Source organism: Methylobacterium nigriterrae (assembly GCF_037106235.1).
Classification (GTDB): domain Bacteria; phylum Pseudomonadota; class Alphaproteobacteria; order Rhizobiales; family Beijerinckiaceae; genus Methylobacterium; species Methylobacterium nigriterrae.
The window spans coordinates 1-19,950 of record NZ_JBAWTG010000086.1; the positions used below are offsets into that span (position 1 = coordinate 1).

Sequence of the window (19,950 nt, forward strand, 5' to 3'; positions counted from 1 at the left end):
GTTTATCGTGCCGCTCTACCCGCTTGCGCCGGAGAACGATTGCTTGGTCGTGATCTCGTTCGTGCTCGGCGTCTATCGCGACGTCCTTGCGAGCCAGGGGCCATCCCGGCTTTTCCTCATGGGTGATTCCGCCGGCGGCGGCTTAGTACTCACCCTTGCCATGGAGGTCGTCTCAGCGGCATTGCCAAAGCCCGCTGGCTTGGTTCTCATCTCGCCCTGGCTGGATGTCACTATGACGGCGGCCACGCAGGAGGAGATTGAGCGCGTCGATCCCATGCTGATGCGCCCCGGCGTGCGGGCTGCGGGACGCTGGTACGCCGGCTCGCTGCCGACCAAAGACCCGCGCGTCAGCCCCCTCTTCGGCGAGACGGTTGAATTGCCGCCGATCCTGATGTTCTGCGGAACGCACGACATCCTCGTCGCCGATGCCCGACGCTTTGCTCTACGAGCCGAGGTCGAGGGAGCCGATGTCACGTACCACGAGGAGCCCGGGCTGATGCACGTGTACCCGCTCCTGTTCTTCCGGGAATCGCGCGAAGCGCAGGACGAGATCGCACGCTTCGTGTCTCGGCTTTCTGACGGTACGGCGTAGCAGGCCCGAAGGCTGCAATCCCGAATCCAGTCTTGGGAGGCAGCATCGACGTAGGGCACAACGATCTTCATAGCCGCCCTGCCCTCAGAACGACGATGAGCGAGGCAGTCGCAAGAATCGAGGCAGCTTCGATCTGAGCGTCAGCCTGCAGGATACAGGTGGGACAGGGGGTACTCGAAGGGACAATCCCCATCCGAGGTGATACCGGACAGGGTACAGGGTGGGACCGGCACCTCGCCAACAAGCTCCCGGTACCACCTGAACTCGCCCGTTTCCGCTCTGCGGTACCGCCTGTACCGCCTGTGCCCTACGGAATCAGTCAACGGGTCCAGCGAGTAAGCCATGCGGTGACCGGGTCGAAGACGTAGGCGGAGACGGAGGCTGCCCAGGCTCTCGCTCGGGAGGCGACCGACCGCTGCTCTCGGCGCCAGCGGGCCTCTTCCTCCGCGATTTGGCTCGCCAGGATCGCTGTCACGAAGGCGTCCTCCTGCTCCTTGCAAGCGTCGAGGGCGCTACGCTGGGCTGCTGCCCTGCTCTGCCCTGCCAGCTGACGAGCGTAGGACTGCCGCACGCAGTCGTGCCACTGCAACTCCAGGCTGGACAGAGACGGCTTGCCGACCTGCCCAGCCGCAGCACCCGCATCAGCGGCACTGTGGGACAGGCAGAGGGTGGCGGCCAAAGCGAGGCGGGATAGGGAACGCATGCGCTGAGGATTCGGCGAACGCCTAGGCACCGCAGGAACAAACCAGCAACACTGGCCGTCTCTGTCAGGCCGTTAAAGACCGCCCAGCGCAGATGTTGCGCAGGAGAGACACGCTTCAGGCCCTACTCGGGAGCCCCAGGCTCGTTCAGACACGATTGCTCTGCGCGCTGACAAGGCGTCCACGGGACCGGGGAGACGCAGCTCAGTAGACAGCCCGAGCTCGACCACACTCAGGCTTACTCGGTGATCAGAGCTTTGCAGAGCGCGGCGCGGCGGCCGAGTTGAACACCGCTCTGCAGCCGGGACTCAGCCTCAGCTTCTCCCGGCGCAGGCAGGCCGTGATGCCGGTAACGTTCGGGATCTCGCTGCTGCAGAGCCGCAGGACATCGGGCGTACACCCCTCGCGCTGTGCAGCCGTAGGCTCGGCTCGGCTGGCCATCGTGGGAACAAAGGCCGAGGCCGCCAAGCAGAGGCAGGAAAGGGGCAGACGCATGAGGATGACTGCCGAGTGAGAGGATGCCCGCGCCTCGATGTGCCGCTGCGCAATGACGAAGCCGCAGGGTCGGCGCGAAGGGTTAACGAGGGCTTAACAAGGCAGTTCGGTCGGCCAAAGCGGGGAATGCCGATGCCCTGGCAGTTCAAGCTCTGAGGACTCGGCGCGCAAGAGGGCTGACGCCGTTGAGAGTTCAAGAGCGGCGCCTATTCTTCCCGTCCTCGAGTGCAGGCGCGCGCCGTCGAGGGAGAAGGAAGCCATGGCGTTTTTCATCGGCATCGCTGGTCCCTGGATCGTCCTCATGCTCCTCGATCTGTTCTGGACGAAGCACAATCGTGAGCTGTCAGCAGCGCAGCCGCACCAAAGCTCGCAACGGCGCTTGGAGCACCTGCTTCAATGGCGTGACAAGGTTCACCGGCCGGTTCGGCAACTCTCACCATTCCCGCGCGTCACCCGTCCTGAAGCGGAGCTGCCTCCATCCGACAGCTATCTGTACCGCAGACCTGCCGAGTGACGCCCGAAGCCCGGTGGGCTCCCCGTCCGCCAGATAGGTCTTGATGCCTGAAGGCATCGCAATCTCGATGAGCGGCGCTGCTATCAAGTTACCGTAGAGCGTATCCGCCATCCGATGCTCGCCTTTCGCTGCACCGGAAGGGTCCGCACCGTGTTCCTGAGAGTTCATCGCTGATTCAAGCGCTGTCCGGTGCTGGGTGGTACAAGCGGTACAGGTGGTACTCCAAGGGGAGATCTTGGGCGCAGGCGGTACCGGAGAGGGTACAAGGTGGTACTGGCAGGTCGGGGACAGGGCCGGTACCACATCGTCCCGCCCCGGTACCGCCTGAGCTCGCCCGTTTCCGCTCTGCAGTACCCCTTGTACCGCCTGTACCACCCAGAAATGGGCCGGGAGCGGGGCGCTGCTTGCTCTGGAATGTTGACCGCTGCTCCGTTTTACGGGCCGCTCGCGCCATCACGAGCCGCTTTGGCTGTTCTGCGGTCGTCACAGCTCCTGCACGCTCAGCACTGAAGTGCCGCCGCTCGACGTTGAACGTCGCACTGCCTGCGCTGAACCGGCACGGCCTCGGGGGCATTGCTACCATGCACCGATGCATCGGGACGGAGGATATGCATGGGAGGCGGCATGGTTTGGGCCAGCATCATCGGCGGGATCCTCGCTGTGTCGCTGCTGTCCGCCATCGTGTTCACGTTTCGCCGCAGGCGCTCGCGCCGAGGCAAGGGCGAACCAAGCCTTGCTCAGGCTGCGAGGGAGTTCGCCAAACTGCGCTACCTCGGACCTAGCCGCTATCGTCGCCGCGGCTGATGTGACCTTGACGGGCTCAATCCCGCGCTCGGGCCGCCAGTCCCGGGATGAGATTAATGTCGGCTCAGTGCTTTAGGACGCTCTCGAAGCTCTCTTCCGGCAGCAGCTTGTTCGAGAAGCGCGCGAGGCGGCTGAGGCTCGGCTCGGCAAGACCGCCGGCATTCGCGTACGCCGCGAGCGCGAAGCTCACGAGCAACTCGGCCTCCTCGTGCGTTACCGCCCGGCTGCTCAGTACGCTTGCCGCGCCCCCCACGGCATGCACCGCCTCACGAAACGCAGGATCATCCTTCAGCTCCTCGAGGCGCGACGCCAGTGCTCTCTCCCAGCGATCTTGCCCTTCGTGGGACGCCGATCAGCCTTCTTCAGCCGAGGGCTCAATCTGCGCCCTCTCGGCGGCTGATTGTCGCCGAAGCGAAACAACGGCTCACAGTCTCGCGGAAGGCTTGGACATCCTCAGCCGAGAAGCGCTCGAGACGCTCCTCTAGCAGAGCCCGGCCCGCAACAGCGTCGGGGTGTTCCTCCACATCCGCTTCTGTAGGCGTATCGGTCTTCCCCATTGCAGGCAGCCCTCTGCCTCAGAGGCTCGCCGCACGGGCGGGCGCAGCCTGAGATCTGGCGCGACACGGCGTCGCGACAAGGTTGCCTCATTTGTGGCCCGGTTGGTTCCGCCCTGGTTCCGCGACTGCAAGCACGAAAAAGCCGCCCGACGGCGGCTCTTCGTAAGATGTTCATTTGGTTGGGAAATTTGGAGCGGGCGAAGGGATTCGAACCCTCGACCCCAACCTTGGCAAGGTTGTGCTCTACCCCTGAGCTACACCCGCTCTCTGCGGCGCCGCTGCGGGGCTCTCGGCCCCGGCGGCCCCGGACGGCGCTCTCTAAACACCATTCCGCCGGGCGTTGCAAGCGCTGAGTTTGCGCGCCCGGCCAACGGTGCCGTTTCGGTGCTGCCCCTACCAGGTGGGCGATTGCGCGAGGCCCTCGCGGATCTCGCGCAGGCGCGCGCGGGTGGCCCGCGTCGTCCCCTCCGGCAGCGCGTCGATGGGGAAGAAGCCGCAGGCCGCGATCTCGCGGTCGGCCGCCTTGGGCCGCAGCACCGTGAAGGCGGGGGCGATGTAGAGGGCGACGTGGTCGCGCGCCGAGGCGGCGGCGTTCCGGTAGAAGCCGTGCAGGCGCAGATCCGCCTCGGGCACGATCTCGGCCTCCTCCCGGAACTCCCGCAGCATCGCCTCGACGGCGTTCTCGCCGGGCTCGACGCCGCCGCCCGGCAGGTGCCAACCCGTCACGTAGGTGTGCTGCACGAGGCAGACGCGGCCCTGCCCGTCGATCGCGGCGCCGCGCACCCCGAGCGTCACGCCCCGGGCGGCGAGCGCGCCGAGGTGGAACAGGCGCCGCATCAGCGGCAGGTCCAGAGCCTTCACGTCGAGCCGCTTCCGGGCGATCAGGTCACCGCGAGCGCGATCTCGCCGAGCCCCTCCACGCTCGCCACCATGGTCTCGCCCCGCCGGACCGGGCCGACGCCGGAGGGCGTGCCGGTGAACAGGAGGTCGCCCGGCTGCAACTCGAAATAGGCCGAGAGATAGGCGACCTGCTCGGCCACCGACCAGATCATCTCGGACAGATCCCCGCTCTGGCGCGGCGCGCCGTCGACCGAGAGGCCGATCATCCCCCGATCCGGGTGCCCGATCACGGCGGCCCGGTGCAGGGGGCCGATCGGCGCGGAGGCGTCGGCCGCCTTGCCGAGGTCCCAGGGGCGGCGCAGCGCCTTGGCATCGTCCTGCAGGTCGCGCCGGGTCATGTCGAGGCCGACGGCGTAGCCGTAGACGTGGTCGAGGGCGCGCTCCACCGCGATGTCGCGCCCGCCCCGGCCCAACGCCGCCACCATCTCGACCTCGAAATGGTAGTTCTGCGTGCGCGGCGGGTACGGGTGCGGCACCGGGTCCGGCCCGCCCGCGATCTGCAGGGCGTCGGCGGGCTTCATGAAGAAGAAGGGCGGCTCGCGCTCGGGGTCCGCCCCCATCTCGCGGGCATGGGCCGCGTAGTTGCGCCCGACGCAGTAGACGCGGCGCACCGGGAACAGGTCGTCGCTGCCGACGATGGGCAGCGCGACGCGCGGCGGGTTCGGAATGACGGAGAGCATGGCGTCGCCTCGTGACCGCGGCCGGACGGGCATCGATCCGGTCGGGCGGGTTTTCCGCCCTGCAAAGATCCGGCCGTCTCGCTATGTAGGAGATGCCGGCGCCCGCGCCATCCCGTACGCCCGCACGCCCCTGATATCCACATCCGGCCCGAACCCGACATGACCGACCCGACGCCCGCCGACGACGCATTCCTGGCGATCCTGCGGGCGCGGCTCGGCGACGCGCACGTCCTGACCGAGCCCGCCGACATGGCGCCCCACCTCGAGGAGGCGCGCGGGCTCTACCGCGGCAGCGCCCGGGCCGTGGTGCGGCCGGCCGACGCCGGGGAGGTCGCCTTCGCGGTCCGGGTCTGCGCCGAGGCCCGGGTGCCGATCGTGCCGCAGGGCGGCAATACCGGCCTCGTCGGCGGGGGCGTGCCCCACGGCGGCATCGTGCTCTCGCTCGCCCGCCTCGCCCGCATCCGCGCCCTCGACCGGGTCGGCGCGACGCTGACCGTCGAGGCCGGCGCGATCCTGGCCGACGTGCAGCGGGCCGCCGACGAGGCCGGGATGCTGTTTCCGCTCTCGCTCGCCGCCGAGGGCTCCTGCCGGATCGGCGGCAACCTCGCCACCAACGCGGGCGGCACCGGCGTGCTCGCCTACGGCAATGCCCGCGACCTCGTGCTCGGCCTCGAGGTGGTGCTCGCCGACGGCCGGGTCTGGAACGGGCTCAAGGGCCTGCGCAAGAACAACGCCGGCTACGACCTGAAGCACCTGTTCCTGGGCTCGGAGGGCACGCTCGGGATCATCACGGCGGCGGTGCTGAAGCTGTTCCCGAAGCCGCTCTCGCGGGCGGTCGGCTTCGTCGGGCTCGCCTCGCCGCGGGCGGCGCTGCGGCTCCTCGAGGGCCTGCGCCGGGCGGCCGGCCCGAGCCTCACCGCCTTCGAGGTGATGCCGCGCTTCGGCCTCGAGATCGTGCTCGCCCACATGCCCGGCAGCGTGCGGCCGCTGGCCGACGCCCACGACACCTACGCGCTCGTCGAGTTCTCGAGCCCGCGCCCCGACGCCGCGGCGGGGGCGGAGCTCGAGGCGGCCCTCGCCGCGGCGATCGAGGACGGCACGGTCGAGGACGCCGCGATCGGCGCGAGCGAGGCGCAGAACGCCGCTCTTTGGGCGCTGCGCGAGAACCTGTCGGACGCGCAGAGATACGAGGGCGGCTCGATCAAGCACGACGTCTCGGTGCCGCTCGCCCGGCTCGCCGACTTCCTGGAGCAGGCCGAGGCCGCCTGCCTGGAGGCGATGCCGGGTCTGCGTCCCTGCGCCTTCGGGCATTTCGGGGACGGCAACATCCACTTCAACCTCAGCCAGCCGGTCGGCATGGACAGGGCGGAGTTCCTCGCCGCCTGGGCCCGCTTCAACCGCATCGTGCACGACATCGTGCAGCGGCTCGACGGCTCGATCGCCGCCGAGCACGGGATCGGGCTGATCAAGCGCGACGAGCTGCAGCATTACGGCGACCCGGTCGGGCTCGACCTGATGCGCCGGCTCAAGGCCGCCCTCGACCCGCAGGATCTGCTCAACCCCGGCAAGGTCGTGGCCCTGTCGGACAAGCCGCCGCCCGCTCTCCCGTGAATCTGGGTGCGATGCAACGCGGCGGCCTCCCGGCGCGTTAAGAAAACGCCGGTCACGGTTGCGCGAGCGGCGGGGCGCACGATGCTCCTCGCCATCGCGCGCAGAGGCGCGCGGCGTGCGGACGGCCGGCCACGAGGGTATTGTGCAATGCACAAATCCGGGTCAGGATGCTGCACTGCACGGCGCCGTCCGTCGGCTTCGGGCCGGCAGGGGCGCGGCGGGGCCAGGACGCGTGAGCGTGCGTTATCGAGACCTTAACGGCTTCCCGACAAAGCTCGGCATCGCGGCCGCGCGCTCGACCCTCCTGGGCGGGCGGCGCGCCGCCCGCATGAGCCGCCGCTCCGCCGATTGAACGATCGACACGAGGAGACGAAACCATGCCCATGTCCCAGGCCCGGGTGCCCACCGCGGAGGCCAGCCGCTACCTGCAGCAGCTCTGCCGGCACTGGAGCCACAAGTTCCCGGTCGAGAACACGGCCGATCACGGCACCGTGCCGTTCGGCGAGGATCGGGTCTGCACCTTCGACGCCGAGCCCGATGCTCTCCTGATGCGCGTCGCCACGAGCGACCCGGCCGGCCTCACCCGCCTGGAGAACGTGGTCTCCGACCACCTGATGCGCTTCGCCTTCCGGGAGAATCTCGGCGAGATCACCTGGTCGCGCGCCGCTTGAATCGGGCGCTCCCGCACCGATCTTGCCCCTAGGGCCGCCCTTGCGGTCTCCTCGGGTCCGCCTTGGGATCCCCTTGGGGGCCTTGGCCCCCGAACCGCTTTGCGAGGATCGGTGAGATGAACGTGCACGTGGAGCCGAGGACGGCCGGGTCGAGCTTCGCGGAGCGCCTCGACCGCCTGGCCGAGGTCGCGGTCCGGGTCGGTCTGAACCTGCAGCCGGGCCAGGAACTCGTGATGACGGCGCCCCTCGACGCGCTGCCGCTCTCCCGCGCCATCACCGAGCAGGCCTACCGCGCCGGCGCCTCCCTCGTCACCACCCTCTACGCGGACGACGCGGCGACGCTCGCCCGCTTCGCCCACGCGCCGGATGCGGCCTTCGACACGGCCGCGGGCTGGCTCTACGGCGGCATGGCCGAGGCCTTCCGCGGCGGCGCGGCCCGGCTCGCCATCAGCGGCGACGACCCCTCCCTGCTGGCGGGCCAGGATTCCGACCGGGTCGCCCGCGCCAACCGCGCCCGCTCCAAGGCCTACGTGCCGGCGCTCGAGCTCATCGCCAACTTCGCGACCAACTGGACCATCGTCTCGGCGGCGACGCCCGCCTGGGCTCGCACCGTCTTCCCGGACCTGCCCGAGGCGGACGCCGTCTCCCGCCTCTGGGAGGCGATCTTTTCGGCCTCACGCGTCGACGGCCCGGACCCGGTCGCCGCCTGGGCGGCCCACAACGCGGGCCTGCGCGCCCGCACGGAGGCGCTCAACGGCCACCGCTTCGCGGCGCTCCGCTTCCGCGGGCCCGGCACCGACCTGACGGTGGGCCTCGCCGACGACCACGAGTGGTGCGGCGGCGCCTCGACCTCCCGCAGCGGCATCCTGTGCAACGCCAACATCCCGACCGAGGAGGTCTTCACCACGCCCCACCGGGCGCGGGTCGAGGGATGCGTCGCCAGCACCAAGCCGCTCTCCTACCAGGGGACGCTGATCGACGGCATCCGGGTGCGCTTCGAGGGGGGGCGGATCGTGGAGGCCGAGGCGCGCACCGGCGGCGACGTGCTGGCGCGCGTGCTCGACACCGACGAGGGCGCCCGCCGCCTCGGCGAGGTCGCGCTGGTTCCCGCCTCCTCGGCGATCTCGGCCTCGGGCCTCCTGTTCTTCAACACCCTCTACGACGAGAACGCCGCGAGCCATATCGCGCTCGGCCAGGCCTACAGCAAGTGTTTTCGCGATGGCGGCGCGGCCTTCGGCGAGGCGGACCTCGCCGAGCGCGGCGCCAACCGCAGCCTCATCCACATCGACTGGATGATCGGCTCGGACCAGGTCGACGTCGACGGCCTGACCGCGGAGGGACGCGCGGTCCCGGTGATGCGGCGGGGCGAGTGGGTGTGAGGACCGGTGCCCGGGACCGGACCGGGTCCCTGCCCGCTCACAGCCCCGGCCCCTTGGCGGCCCCCCAGATGCGGCCCTGGCGGCTGCCGATGCTGCCCTGGACCACCACCACGTAGGAATCGGCCTCGCCCACATGGGCGGCCGCGCTGGGTGCCTCGAACCGGGCGGGCTGGCCGGTCCAGGCTCCGAGCCGGTGCAGGCCCCGCGCCACGTTGGCATAGATCACGACGCGGCCCTTGTTCTCGCCGCGCTCGATCGTGACGGGCCGTTGGCGCAGCACCGGGATCAGCCAGACGTCGGCCCCGGCGGCCGGGTCGGGATCGCCCCCGACCGTCACCACGATGCGGTCGCCCGTCTCCTCGCTCTCGACCGGCACGCGGAGCGCGTTGACCGCCCGCGCCTCGCGGATCATGCGCTCCAGCTGCGTCCGGTCGGAGCCCATCGCCGCGGCGGCGCCGTTGATCACCGCCTGCGGCGTGTAGACCTGGCGCTCGCCGCGGGCGCCGGCATAGGCGCGCTGGCGCTCCGTGAAGATGCCTTGGGCCAGGGTGTCCTTCCAGCCGAGATAATCCCAGTAGGTGACCGGGAACGTCAGCGCCAGGATGCCGGGCCGGCGCGCGAGGTCGCCGAGCACCTGGTCGGCGGGCGCGCAGACCGCGCAGCCCTGGCTCGTGTAGAGCTCGACCACGGCCCGGATCGGCTCGGCCGCCGCGGCCGGCCGGGCCGCCTGCAGGAGCGCCGGGACCAGGGCGGCGAGGAGGGCCACGCCCCGCAGGCGCGGCCGAGGAGGGACCCGCATCATCTCAGGAGAACGCGCGCTCGGGCCCGGCTGAGGTCGCCTCGGCTTGAGCCGCCGACGCGGCTTCCGGAGCGCCGCCGGCGGCCGCGGCCTGCAGCCCGGGGCGCGCTCCGGCCCCGGCCTTGGCCCCGGCCTTGGTCCCGGATTTGGCCTTCGGCAGCATGGCGGGGCGCCAGCGCCGGTGCATCCAGAGCCATTGGCCCGGATTCTCCCGCACCCATTGCTCGACCACCCGCGTCATCGCCTGCATGGCGCCCTGCACGTCGACCGCCCCGCTCGCGTCGCGGGGCAGGTCGAGGGGCGGGGTCAGCTCCAGCCGGAAGCGGGCCCCCGGCCGCCGGATCACCCGGGTCCCGTGCACGGGGCAATCGTAGTGCCGGGCGAGCTTGGCCAGCAGCGGGTTGACGAGGCAGGGCTGGCCGAAGAACTCCACCACGACCCCGCGGGTGAAGTGCTGGTCGATCAGCTGCCCGAGATGGCCGCCGCGCTCCACCACGCCCTGCATGGCGAAGGCGGCGCCGGGACCGGCCGCGGCGAGCCCGCCCATGGTCTCGCGGCGCACCTCCTGGACAAGGCGGGCGGCGGCCGGGTTGTTCGGCGGCCGGAACACCGCCGTGGTCTCGAGCCCGAACTTCGCCGCGCAGATCGCGGGCAATTCCCAGTTCGCGAGATGCGCCGAGAAGACGAGGCCCGGCCGCCCGTCGTCGCGCAGCGCGAAGAAGTGGTCGATCCCCGCGACCTCCATGCGCTGGGTCGCGGTGATCGCGGGGTCGTAGTCGAACAGGGTGGCGAGATGGGCGTATTCGGCGCCCGTCCGGCCGAGATTGTCCCAGGCCTCGCGCGCGAGCGCCTCGATGCGCGCCGCGTCGAGGTCCGGGAAGGCGGCGCGAAGGTTGGCGAGCGCGGTGCGGTGGGCGGGGAGCCGGGGCCCGAGCACCCGGAACAGGGCGCCGCCGAGATCGCTCGCCCGCTCGGCCCCGAGCGACCGGGCGAGGAGGAACAGGCCGCGGATCAGCGGGATCATCGCGAGCCCCGCCAGCCGCGGCAGGTTGCGTTTCAGGATCAGGGCGAGGCGCAGCAACGGGATTCCTCGGGGAAGCGGCGTCTCGGCAACGCGGTCCTACCCCTCGCTTAGATCATTTCCGCGCGCGAGGGGAGACTGCATCAGAGCGTCACCAGGATCTTGCCGAAGACCTTGCGGGATTCGAGCCTCTCCAGGCCTTTCGCGAAGTCGGCGAGCGGATAAACCGTGTCGACGACGGGGCATAGTCCATCGGCCATCTTGGCCAGCGAATCGCGGATGTTGCGGATCGAGCATCCGAACGAGCCGGTGATGCGGTATTGCTGCTGGAAGAGCTGCATCAGGTTCATGGTGGTCGAGACGCCCGAGGTCGAGCCGCAGGTGACGAGCCGCCCGCCCCGCTTGAGGCAGAGGAGGGAGCCGTTCCAGGTGTCGGGCCCGACATGCTCGAACACGACGTCGACCCCCTTGCGCCTCGTCAGCCGGCGCACCTCGCCCTCGAAGCGCTCGGTCCGGTAGTTGATGACGTGGTCGGCCCCGAGCGCGGCGGCCCTGGCGCCCTTCTCGTCGTCGCCGACCGTGGTGAAGACCGTGCAGCCGATCGCCTTCGCCATCCGGATCGCGGCGGTGCCGATCCCCGAGCCGCCCGCATGGACCAGGATGCTCTCGCCCGGCTCGAGCCGGGCGTTGTCGAACAGCATGTGCTGCACCGTGCCGAAGGCGACCGGCGCGCAGGCCGCGTCGGTGAAGCCGACGCCGTCCGGCACCGGCACGACGAGGCGGGCCGGCATCGTCACGAACTCGCGGGCGAAGCCGTCGATGTGAAAGCCCATCACGCCGGCGACCTCCTCGCAGAGGTTGTCGCGCCCCTCGCGGCAGGCCCGGCAATGCCCGCAGGTCCGCGCCCCGTACATCGCGACCGGATCACCGACGGCCAAGCCCTCGACCCCCTCGCCGAGTTCCGCGACCTCGCCCGCAGCCTCGGCCCCGACCGTGAGCGGAAGCCGCCGCTTGGCAAACGCCATGCCGCGGAAGCCCCAGACGTCGATGAAGTTCAGGCCCACCGCGCGCACCCGCACCCGCACCTCGCCGGGCCCGGGCGGCGGCGGCGCCTCGACCTCGGTCAGGCGCAGGTCTCGGTCGCCGAAGAGCTGGAGGGCTTGCATCATCTTGGTTCCGGTTGGCGCGGGGACCCGGGCATGGCCTGACCGGCCGGCCCGGAGGCTCCGTACAGGATGCCGTCGAGGCGCGCACGCACGGCGTTCCGGTCGACCTCGGACAGGCGGCCGATCGGCCGGCCGATCTGGCCGAAAGCCAGGGTGAAGAGCTTCCAGCGGACGACGGACCGGTGCTGAAGGCCCGCCGCCGCGAGGTCGGTGATCGCGATATCGCTCGGCCAATGGCTGCCGGCGCCCGTGGTGATCATGGCGGCGATCCGGGCCCGTGCGCGGCGTTGAAGGCGTCGGCGGACAGGACGAGGATCGGTCGCGGCTTGCGTCGGGGCAGATCGAGGAAGGGAAACAGGGCCGTCAGGACGTCGAAGCGGTCATAGCCCATCGTAGGCCGCCGCATCCTCGGGGCTGTTCCACTCGCTCAGGTTCGCCGACAGCGAGAGGAGATAGGGATCGACCGGGCCGGATTCCGGCTCCACCGTGATCATCGCGCCGCGGCGGGTCTGGATGGCCCTCCAGAACTCGGCGAAGGCCGGCTCCGGCTTGACGCCGTCCGTTGGACGACCGTCCCGCCCGTCGCGCATCTTGCGGAACCGGACCGGCCGGCCCTCGATCCGAAGCACGATAGCGTCGTCGGCCGGCAACGCGCGGATCCTGCTCGCCAGTTCGGGATCGCCCTCGATGTGCCGCGCCCACACCACGTCGTCCCGGATGATCATCGTCGCCATCGCGCAAGCCTCCGCCCGATACCTACGCAGGAGCGGGCCGGGCTTCAACCGCCCTTACTCCGGCGCGAGATAGCGCCGGCGGGCCCAGCCCACGCTGCGGCCGAACTTGACGCGGCACCAGGTGGTGCGGCTCGGCGTGTCGTTGGTGCAGCCGAAGCCGAGGAGGCGGCGCCCGACCGGGATCTCGCCGACCACCGCGGCCGCCGCGTCGGGCTCCTCGCGGATGCTCAGCGCCTCGCCGCGCGGCAGGCCGTCGACCCGGAACGGCTCGGGCTCGGCGCGCGCCGGCGAGGCGGCGAGCAGGGCGGGGATGAGGGCGAGGATCGCGGGGACCTGGCGGAAGGGGAGCGTCATCGTCGGTCTCAGGAGCGGTGCACGCCCATCATGGCGGTGAGCCCGCCGTCGACCGGCAGGACCGCGCCCGTGATGTAGGCGGCGCCCTCCCCCATCAGGAAGGCGGCGAGCGCCGCGACTTCCTCGGGCCTCGCGAAGCGGCCGGCCGGGATCTGCCGCTCCATGCCCTCGCGGTGGGCGGCGTAGGGGGCCATCATGTCGGTGTCGATGAAGCCCGGCGCGATCACGTTGACGGTGACGCCGCGCCTGGCCGACTCGATGGCGAGCGTCCGGCAATAGGCGATCAGCGCCCCCTTCGAGGCGGCGTAGGCGGCGTTGCCGGGATTGGCCCGCAGGGCCGCCACCGATCCGATCGCCACGATGCGGCCGGAGCGCGCCCGGATCATGCCCCGCGCCAGCGCCTTGGCGAGTCGCGTCAGCGACCAGAAGTTCACCTGCATGGCCGCTTCCGCCCGCTCCTGCGACAGCATCGCGGCGAGCGCGTCGGCCGATTGCCCGGCATTGTGGACGAGCCCGTGCCAGGATTCGCCCTCGATCGCCTCGCAGAAGGCCTCGAGCGCCGCGCGGTCCGACAGGTCGAGGGGATGCGCCGCGATCCGGCGCCCGGGATGGGCCGCCGCGAGCTCGGCCGCCAGCGCCTCGGCCTTCGCGGCCGACGAGCGGTAGGTGAAGTCGACGTCGTGGCCGGCGCCCGCGAGCGCTCGCACGATCGCGGCGCCGAGCCCGGAGGCGCCCCCTGTGACGAGGACGCAGCCCTTGGCGGACGGCGCGCTCATGCGGGTTCGGAGCCGAGCACCAGGCAGGTGTTCTGCCCGCCGAAGCCGAAGGAGTTCGACAGCACCCGCTCCACCCGCGCGTCGCGGGCCTCGGCCACCACGTCGAGCGGGATGGCGGGGTCGGGGATCGCGTAGTTGATGGTCGGGGGGATGCGCCCGTGCCGGATCGTCAGGAGCGAGATCACGGCCTCGATGGCGCCGGCCGCCGTGAGCGTGTGGCCGATCATCGACTTGTTCGAGGAGATCGGCACCGCGCCCATGCGCTCGCCGAACACGGCCATGCAGCCCAAAGCCTCCATCTTGTCGTTCTCCGGCGTCGAGGTGCCGTGGGCGTTGATCGTGTCGATGCCCTCCGGCCCCAATCCCGCATCGTCGAGCGCCCCCCGGATCGCCGCGATGATCGGTGCGCCGTCGGGGCTCGAGCGGGTGCGGTGGAAGCCGTCGCCCTTCTCGCCGCAGCCGAGCACGTAGCCGAGGATCGTCGCGCCGCGCGCCCGCGCCGACTGGGCGTCCTCCAGCACGAGGGCGGCGGCGCCCTCGCCCATCACGAAGCCGTCGCGGTTCTTGGAGAAGGGCTTCGAGGCCGCGTCCGGCAGCGCGTTCTGGGTCGAGAGGGCGGAGAGGAGCGAGAAGCGGATCAGCGATTCGGAGTTCACCGAGCCGTCCGTGCCGATGCAGAGCGCGGCCGTCATCTCGCCGCGCCGGATCGCCTCGACGCCGAGCTGGATCGCGGTGGCGCCGGACGAGCAGGCGGTCGAGAGCGAGATCGGCGAGCCCTTGGTGCCGAAGCGGTCGGCGATGCGGTCGGCCACGGTACCGAAGATGAAGAGGTCGTGCCAGGCGTCGAACCGGCGGCTCGCGGCCGCCCGCTGGAGGCCCGCATAGGTCACGGCGTCGGCGCCGCCCGCGGCCTCGGCGAGCGCCTGCCGCTGCGGCCATTCCATCTCGACGGGGGGCACCGCGATGAACAGCGCGCCGGGGAAATCGCCCGCGCGCCCGAGCCCCGCCTGCGCCACCGCCTCCTCGGCGGCGGTGGCGGCGAAGCGCTCGGACAGGGCGGGCGCCACGATCGGATCGGCCTCGAGGAAGTCGACGGTGCCGGCGATGGTGGTGCGCAGCCCCTCGGTGGGGAAGCGCGCGATGGCGTGGATGCCCGAGCGCCCGGCGGTCAGCGCCGCCCAGTTCTCCGCCTGGCCCCGGCCGAGGGAGGTGACGAGGCCGATGCCGGTGACGGCGACGAGGGGGCGGCCTTTCGCGTCGCGGTTGAGATGAGCTGTCATGGAGGCCGTCTTAACCCGAAAACCCGTTGGCCGCTGCGCTTTTCCCCTGCCGGCGAGGAGGGCGAGGGACCCTACGCCCCGAACACCCGCACCACGCCCTCGCCGCGGCGGTGGCCGACCGCCGTGACGGCGATCTCCGGGAGGCCGCGCTCGGCCACGAGCCCGGCCGCGAGCGCCGCGCCGAAGGGGGCCGTGACCTCGAGCCCGTGGCCGATCACGTCGCCGAGCGCCGTCACGGGCGCGCCGGGCGCGAGCCGTGCGAGCGCCGCCCGCTCCTCCTGCGTGATCGGCGCGACGCCGGTCGCGCCCGAGAGGACGGCGCCGGGCCGCGCGATCCCCGCCCGGGCCCAGAGCTCGGCGAGGCTCGCCCCGACGCTGCCGGGCTCGCGCCGGGTGCGGTCGCTCGCCACCGGCCCGATCCGGGCCAGCGCCCGCGCGCCCCGCGCCGCGGCGGAATCGGCCGCCTCCAGCACCAGGAAGGCGGCGCAGCTGCCGAGGATGAAGCCGGCCCCGCTCCCGGCCTCCCGCTCGAAGACGGGGCGGTAATCGGGCTTCCTCAGGAAGCCGCCCATCTCGTGGATCACCATCACGTCGGGCCGCTCGGCGCTGTAGGAGCCGCCGACCAGCATCGCGTCGATCTGGTTCGAGGCGATCCGGGCCTGCGCGATGCGAAGCGCATCGATGCCCGCCGCCTCCTCGCCCATGAAGGTGCGCGACGCCCCCGTGACCCCGTGCACGATCGCGATGTTGCCGGCGAGCAGGTTCGAGAGCTGCGCCAGGAAGAGTGTCGGGCGCAGGTCGTTCTGCAGGCGCTCGTTGAGGTAGGCGCCCGGATCGGACGCGTCGCGCAGGCCGGTCAGGATCGCGCCGTCGACCGCGTAGTCGCGCTCGCCGCCGCCCGCCGCCACCACGAGATGGAGGTCCGCCTTGAAGGCCGCGTCGCCCTTCACGCCCGCGGAATCGAGCGCGAGACCCGCCGCGTAGACGCCGAGGCGCTGCCAGGCCTCCATCTGGCGCTGGTCCGACTTCTTCGGGATCTGCCCGTCGAGGCTGAGCGCGGGCGCCGGGTGCACCGGGTAGGGCGCGAAGGTCTCGGCATCGGTGCGGGGGCCCGCGCCGGAGGAGAGCGCCTCGAGATGGGCCTGCAACCCCTCGCCCGCGCAGGAGACGAGGCCGAGCCCGGTGACGACGACGTCGCGCCCGCTCACGGCCGTGCTCCGGGCGCGGGGCCGATCTCCAGCCCGATCTTGCTCGCCCGCTCGCGCATCGGCGCGTCGAGTCCGGGCGGGAACGGCATGGTGCGGAAGCGCAGCTCGGCATCCGCCAGCGCCTTGCCGTCGTGGCGGATCGCCGCCCGCGTCACCGCGTAGCCCGAGCCGTCATGCTCCAGGATCGCCGTGACGTGGAGCATCGCGCCCGGCCCGACGAAGGAGCGGAAGCGCGCCTTGTCGACCGCCATCAGGAACGGCATCTGGGTGAAGCCGAGATGGGCCAGCACCAGGTAGCCGGACGCCTGCGCCATGGTCTCGGTCAGCAGCACGCCCGGCACCAGCGGATGGCCGGGAAAGTGCCCCTCGAAGACGGGGCTCGCGGTGGGCACCTGGGCCAGCGCCTCGATCCGGCCGGCCTCGCGGTCGAGGCTCACGATGGAATCGATCATCTCGAAATATTCGAGGCGCATGGCGGCTTTGTCGGCTGGCGCGTCAGGCCTTGGCGGCCTTCTCGGCCACCAGGGCGTCGATGCGCGCGCAGAGGTTCTTCAGCACGAAGTACTCCTCGGCCGGGACCTTGCCCTCGTTGACCTCCTGGGTCCAGCGCTCGAGCGGCAGCTTGATGCCGAAGGCCTTGTCGACCGCGAAGGCGATGTCGAGGAAGGCCAGCGAATCGATGCCGAGATCGTCGATGGCGTGGCTCTCGGGCGTGATCTTGTCGCGCGGGATGTCGGCGGTGTCCGCGATGATGTCGGCCACCCGGTCGAAGGTGTCGGTCGTGCCGGTGATGGGCTGGTCAGACATGCGTTCTCGCCGTTTCTTGAAGTCTTGGCCGGGCGGGAAGCGCGCGTCTCCCGCGACCGGGCGCAGGCGGCCCGGCGCCCCCCGGGATCCTGCGCGCGTCAAGCGACCGCGCAGGCGGTCCTCACGTTGGCGGCGACCTCTACACGAGGGGGTCCGGCCCGGCAACCGTGCCGGTTCGGGCCCGCCTGCCCGCCCGCGCCGCCCGTTTCGCGCCGCGGGGCAGCTACCGGATCGATGCGCCGCACTCTAGATGAGCGCGCGAGACGGCGGAGGCGCGAGGACGCTCACGATGGACCCGAGACTGCGCGCCGCCAACGATCCCGGCCCCGCGACGGCCCGCCAGCAGAGCGCGGCCCGGGTCGCGCTCGTGCTGGCGCTCGTCGCCCTCGGGCTCTGGATCCTGCAGGGCTTCCTGCCGGCCCTTGTCTGGGCGGTGATCCTCGCCATCGCGCTGGGGCGCCTGTACGACCGGGCCGAGCGGCGCTGGCCGCCGGGGCGGCACGACATCCTCTTGCCCGCCCTGTTCACGCTCCTCGTCGCCCTGGTCTTCCTCGCGCCGCTCGTGGTGCTCGGGGTCCAGGCGGCGCGCGAGGCGCACGAGGTGCTCGACTTCGTACGCTCGGCCGAGCGGACCGGTATCCCGGCCCCCGACTTCCTGCAGCACCTGCCCTTCGGCGCCGCCCAGGCCACGGCCTGGTGGACCGCGACCCTGAGCCACCCGGAGGCCGGTTCCGAGATCCTGCACCGGCTCGACAATTCCTCGGTGATCGGGCTCTCGCGCAACCTCGGCCGGGAGGTGGTGCGGCGCGTCGTGCTGTTCGGCTTCAGCCTCGTCGCCCTGTTCTTCCTGTTCCGGGATCGCCGCGCCGTCGTCGCGCAGGTGCTCACCGCCTGCGACCGGCTGTTCGGCCCGCGCGGCGAGCGGGTCGCCCGGCAGATGGTCGCCTCCGTGCATGGCACGGTGAACGGCCTCGTCCTCGTCGGCCTCGGCGAGGGCGCGCTGCTCGGGGGCGTCTACTTCTTCGCCGGCGTGCCGCACCCGGTCCTGCTCGGGGCGCTGACGGCGGTGGCGGCCATGATCCCGTTCGGCGCGCCGCTCGTCTTCGGCGTCGCGGCCGTGCTGCTGCTCGCGCAGGGCGCGGTCGCGGCGGCCCTGGTGGTGGCGGCGGCGGGCCTCGTCGTGACCTTCGTGGCCGACCACTTCGTGCGGCCCGCGCTGATCGGCGGCACCACGCAGCTGCCCTTCCTGTGGGTGCTGCTCGGCATCCTCGGCGGCGTCGAGACCTTCGGGCTGCTCGGCCTGTTCCTCGGCCCGGCCGTGATGGCGGCCCTGGTGCTGCTGTGGCGGGAATTCACCGAAGGGCCCGGGCAGCGGCCGGCGGCGTGAGGCCGGCCTCGCCGCCGGCCGGTCCCGCGAGCCCCCGGGACCGGCGGGCGGTCGATCACATCGGCGGGGTCAGCCCGTTCTTGCCGACCGCCACGAGCTTGCCGTCGAGCTTCGACCCGTCCTTGGCCGCTACCACGAAGATCTTGGAGCCGGGCTTCAGGATCGCCTGGTCGGCCGGCTCGAAGGCGACGATCGGGGCCTGCGGCGGCACCGCGATCTGCTTCGCGCCCTCCTTGTCGTAGGTGACGGTGAGCACCTTCTCGCCGCTCGCGCCGCTCGACTTGGCGACCGTGCCGTTCGTCATGGCGCTCTTCACCTTCGGTCCGGCCGAGGATTCCGTCTTCACGGTGCCGTTCGTCATGGCGCTCTTCACCTTCGCGCCGCCGGAGGCGGTGTGGTCGGTGATCGCGTCCCAGGCGTAGTGGCCCTCGCCGGTGCCGCGCATGGAATCGGGGAAGATCACGACCTCGAGCGCCGTCATCGGGTTCTCGCCCTTGGTGGCGGTGCCGATGAAGACGCCGTCCTTGATGGCGTCGAGGCTCGACCTCACGACCCAGACATACTTGGCGCCGCCGAGCTGCACCGTCTCGGACGCGCCGTCGCTGGTCTTGATCGTGACCGCGCCGGCCTCGGCGGATTCGACCGTGCCGCGCACGCGCTGCAGTTCCGGCGCCGCCTGGGCGGCACCCGTCAGGGCCAGAAGGCCGGCGGCGGCGAGGGTGATGCGCTTCATCGATGTCTCCCGTATTGGACGCGGCGGGAGATGGCGCGCGCCCGGCCGAGGACAAGATTGCGCACAATCACGTGAGGCTCCGCGGGATCCCGGCCCACCATCGGACCGCCTGAGACTCCCGCGCGGGAGGGGGCCGGGCCGGTCCGGGTCCGCCCTATACTGGCGGGACATGCCCGGGGGACCCGCCTTGCCGTCGATCAGCCTCACCCGCCTGCGCCTGCGTTCCTGGCGCTTCCTTCCCGGCTTCCTGCCGCTGACCCTGCGCTCCGCCCGGCAGGCCGAGGGCGCGCCGGGCTTCCTCGACAGCGCGATCCTCGCCGAGCCCGTCCGCCTCACCTTCTGGACGCTGACCGCCTGGAGGGACGAGGCGGCGATGCGGGCCTACATGCTGGCGGGCCCGCACCGGGCGGCGATGCCGCGCCTTCTCGACTGGTGCGACGAGGCGGCGGTGACCCGCTGGGAGACGGGCGAGGCCGCCCTGCCCGGCTGGGCGGAGGCCGACCGGCGCCTGCGGGAGACGGGGCGCCCCTCGAAGGTCCGCCACCCGAGCCCGGCCCATGCCGGCCTGCGGCACGCGCCGCCCTCCGGCACGGCGGGCCGGCGTCTGCGGCCGAGGGCTTGAGCGCCGGGCCGCACGGCCTGCGGCTTCCCCGGCGCCGGACTGTCGAGCGCGGGTCCCCTCTCCCGTGCGGGAGAGGGACGGGGTGAGGGGTGCGACCTCTCCGGATGCGTCGCACCCCACACCCCCTCCGCGTGCCGCGGACGCGACCACTCCCCCACG

At 71.7% G+C, this 19,950-nt stretch carries 24 protein-coding genes and 1 tRNA gene; 8 read left to right on the forward strand and 17 right to left on the reverse strand.

Annotation, left to right across the window (positions count from 1 at the left end):
- The 3 genes from WDW90_RS26785 to WDW90_RS26800 all read left to right on the forward strand — a co-directional run.
- Window positions 1-592 (forward strand): alpha/beta hydrolase fold domain-containing protein (locus WDW90_RS26785; protein ID WP_336490560.1); only part of this gene is annotated, 592 nt, incomplete at its 5' end.
- Between the two features lie 1,455 nt (window positions 593-2,047).
- A complete protein-coding gene (locus tag WDW90_RS26795) occupies window positions 2,048-2,302 on the forward strand; it encodes a hypothetical protein (RefSeq protein ID WP_336490561.1) in 255 nt (84 codons plus the stop codon).
- A gap of 624 nt (window positions 2,303-2,926) precedes the next feature.
- Window positions 2,927-3,106, forward strand: coding sequence for a hypothetical protein (locus tag WDW90_RS26800; RefSeq protein WP_336490562.1), 180 nt, complete (start codon window positions 2,927-2,929; stop codon window positions 3,104-3,106).
- A 64-nt stretch (window positions 3,107-3,170) separates the two neighbouring features.
- On the opposite strand, the gene WDW90_RS26805 is transcribed toward WDW90_RS26800, so the two are convergent.
- The 4 genes from WDW90_RS26805 to WDW90_RS26820 form a co-directional block, all read right to left on the reverse strand.
- Entirely contained in the window at window positions 3,171-3,302 is a 132-nt protein-coding gene (locus tag WDW90_RS26805; RefSeq protein ID WP_336490563.1) for a hypothetical protein, read from the reverse strand.
- A gap of 550 nt (window positions 3,303-3,852) precedes the next feature.
- Window positions 3,853-3,927, reverse strand: a tRNA-Gly gene (locus WDW90_RS26810).
- Between the two features lie 129 nt (window positions 3,928-4,056).
- Window positions 4,057-4,500 (reverse strand): NUDIX domain-containing protein, encoded by a 444-nt coding sequence (locus WDW90_RS26815; RefSeq protein ID WP_336490583.1) that lies wholly within the window; start codon window positions 4,498-4,500, stop codon window positions 4,057-4,059.
- Window positions 4,501-4,544: 44 nt separating this feature from the next.
- Window positions 4,545-5,243 carry a fumarylacetoacetate hydrolase family protein gene (locus WDW90_RS26820; RefSeq protein WP_336490564.1) on the reverse strand — a complete coding sequence of 233 codons (699 nt, stop codon included), beginning with the start codon at window positions 5,241-5,243 and terminating at the stop codon, window positions 4,545-4,547.
- A gap of 159 nt (window positions 5,244-5,402) precedes the next feature.
- Between WDW90_RS26820 and WDW90_RS26825 the strand changes: the two genes are divergently transcribed.
- The 3 genes from WDW90_RS26825 to WDW90_RS26835 all read left to right on the forward strand — a co-directional run bounded on the left by WDW90_RS26825 (window position 5,403) and on the right by WDW90_RS26835 (window position 8,904).
- On the forward strand, window positions 5,403-6,854 hold the full coding sequence (locus WDW90_RS26825) for an FAD-binding oxidoreductase (protein WP_336490565.1): 1,452 nt from the start codon (window positions 5,403-5,405) through the stop codon (window positions 6,852-6,854).
- A 377-nt stretch (window positions 6,855-7,231) separates the two neighbouring features.
- Window positions 7,232-7,525 carry a DUF2218 domain-containing protein gene (locus WDW90_RS26830; RefSeq protein WP_336490566.1) on the forward strand — a complete coding sequence of 98 codons (294 nt, stop codon included), beginning with the start codon at window positions 7,232-7,234 and terminating at the stop codon, window positions 7,523-7,525.
- Between the two features lie 116 nt (window positions 7,526-7,641).
- A complete protein-coding gene (locus tag WDW90_RS26835; RefSeq protein WP_336490567.1) occupies window positions 7,642-8,904 on the forward strand; it encodes an aminopeptidase in 1,263 nt (420 codons plus the stop codon).
- A 37-nt stretch (window positions 8,905-8,941) separates the two neighbouring features.
- Here the strand turns inward: WDW90_RS26835 and WDW90_RS26840 are convergent, their stop codons facing one another.
- The 12 genes from WDW90_RS26840 to WDW90_RS26895 form a co-directional block, all read right to left on the reverse strand.
- A complete protein-coding gene (locus WDW90_RS26840; protein ID WP_336490568.1) occupies window positions 8,942-9,706 on the reverse strand; it encodes a DUF1223 domain-containing protein in 765 nt (254 codons plus the stop codon).
- A gap of 1 nt (window position 9,707) precedes the next feature.
- The gene (locus tag WDW90_RS26845; RefSeq protein WP_336490569.1) at window positions 9,708-10,784 is read right to left on the reverse strand and encodes a lipid A biosynthesis lauroyl acyltransferase; all 1,077 of its coding nucleotides are present in this window, start codon (window positions 10,782-10,784) and stop codon (window positions 9,708-9,710) included.
- Window positions 10,785-10,867: 83 nt separating this feature from the next.
- Window positions 10,868-11,890 carry a zinc-binding dehydrogenase gene (locus WDW90_RS26850; RefSeq protein ID WP_336490584.1) on the reverse strand — a complete coding sequence of 341 codons (1,023 nt, stop codon included), beginning with the start codon at window positions 11,888-11,890 and terminating at the stop codon, window positions 10,868-10,870.
- Window positions 11,890-12,150: a hypothetical protein gene (locus WDW90_RS26855; RefSeq protein ID WP_336490570.1), complete on the reverse strand. Its 261-nt coding sequence runs from the start codon at window positions 12,148-12,150 to the stop codon at window positions 11,890-11,892. Before WDW90_RS26855 ends, WDW90_RS26850 begins: the two co-directional genes overlap by 1 nt.
- Window positions 12,147-12,281, reverse strand: coding sequence for a hypothetical protein (locus WDW90_RS26860; RefSeq protein WP_336490571.1), 135 nt, complete (start codon window positions 12,279-12,281; stop codon window positions 12,147-12,149). Before WDW90_RS26860 ends, WDW90_RS26855 begins: the two co-directional genes overlap by 4 nt.
- The gene (locus WDW90_RS26865; protein ID WP_336490572.1) at window positions 12,271-12,624 is read right to left on the reverse strand and encodes a hypothetical protein; all 354 of its coding nucleotides are present in this window, start codon (window positions 12,622-12,624) and stop codon (window positions 12,271-12,273) included. Before WDW90_RS26865 ends, WDW90_RS26860 begins: the two co-directional genes overlap by 11 nt.
- A gap of 54 nt (window positions 12,625-12,678) precedes the next feature.
- The gene (locus tag WDW90_RS26870) at window positions 12,679-12,978 is read right to left on the reverse strand and encodes an SH3 domain-containing protein (protein ID WP_336490573.1); all 300 of its coding nucleotides are present in this window, start codon (window positions 12,976-12,978) and stop codon (window positions 12,679-12,681) included.
- Between the two features lie 8 nt (window positions 12,979-12,986).
- Complete coding sequence (locus WDW90_RS26875) at window positions 12,987-13,754, reverse strand: SDR family oxidoreductase (RefSeq protein WP_336490574.1); 768 nt, start codon at window positions 13,752-13,754, stop codon at window positions 12,987-12,989.
- A complete protein-coding gene (locus tag WDW90_RS26880) occupies window positions 13,751-15,034 on the reverse strand; it encodes a beta-ketoacyl-ACP synthase (RefSeq protein WP_336490575.1) in 1,284 nt (427 codons plus the stop codon). The genes WDW90_RS26875 and WDW90_RS26880 overlap by 4 nt, the downstream gene beginning before the upstream one ends.
- A 71-nt stretch (window positions 15,035-15,105) precedes the next feature.
- The gene (locus WDW90_RS26885) at window positions 15,106-16,242 is read right to left on the reverse strand and encodes a beta-ketoacyl-ACP synthase (RefSeq protein ID WP_336490576.1); all 1,137 of its coding nucleotides are present in this window, start codon (window positions 16,240-16,242) and stop codon (window positions 15,106-15,108) included.
- The gene (locus tag WDW90_RS26890; RefSeq protein WP_336490577.1) at window positions 16,239-16,715 is read right to left on the reverse strand and encodes a 3-hydroxyacyl-ACP dehydratase FabZ family protein; all 477 of its coding nucleotides are present in this window, start codon (window positions 16,713-16,715) and stop codon (window positions 16,239-16,241) included. Before WDW90_RS26890 ends, WDW90_RS26885 begins: the two co-directional genes overlap by 4 nt.
- A 22-nt stretch (window positions 16,716-16,737) precedes the next feature.
- Window positions 16,738-17,049 (reverse strand): acyl carrier protein, encoded by a 312-nt coding sequence (locus tag WDW90_RS26895; RefSeq protein ID WP_336490578.1) that lies wholly within the window; start codon window positions 17,047-17,049, stop codon window positions 16,738-16,740.
- A 289-nt stretch (window positions 17,050-17,338) separates the two neighbouring features.
- On the opposite strand from WDW90_RS26895, the gene WDW90_RS26900 reads away from it, so the two are divergent.
- The gene (locus tag WDW90_RS26900) at window positions 17,339-18,436 is read left to right on the forward strand and encodes an AI-2E family transporter (RefSeq protein WP_336490579.1); all 1,098 of its coding nucleotides are present in this window, start codon (window positions 17,339-17,341) and stop codon (window positions 18,434-18,436) included.
- 55 nt (window positions 18,437-18,491) lie between these two features.
- Here WDW90_RS26900 and WDW90_RS26905 read toward each other — a convergent pair whose 3' ends face one another.
- Entirely contained in the window at window positions 18,492-19,169 is a 678-nt protein-coding gene (locus tag WDW90_RS26905; protein ID WP_336490580.1) for a metal ABC transporter permease, read from the reverse strand.
- A gap of 187 nt (window positions 19,170-19,356) precedes the next feature.
- Here WDW90_RS26905 and WDW90_RS26910 point away from each other — a divergent pair, with 187 nt between their 5' ends.
- Window positions 19,357-19,791: a DUF3291 domain-containing protein gene (locus WDW90_RS26910; protein ID WP_336490581.1), complete on the forward strand. Its 435-nt coding sequence runs from the start codon at window positions 19,357-19,359 to the stop codon at window positions 19,789-19,791.
- Window positions 19,792-19,950 lie beyond the last annotated feature (159 nt).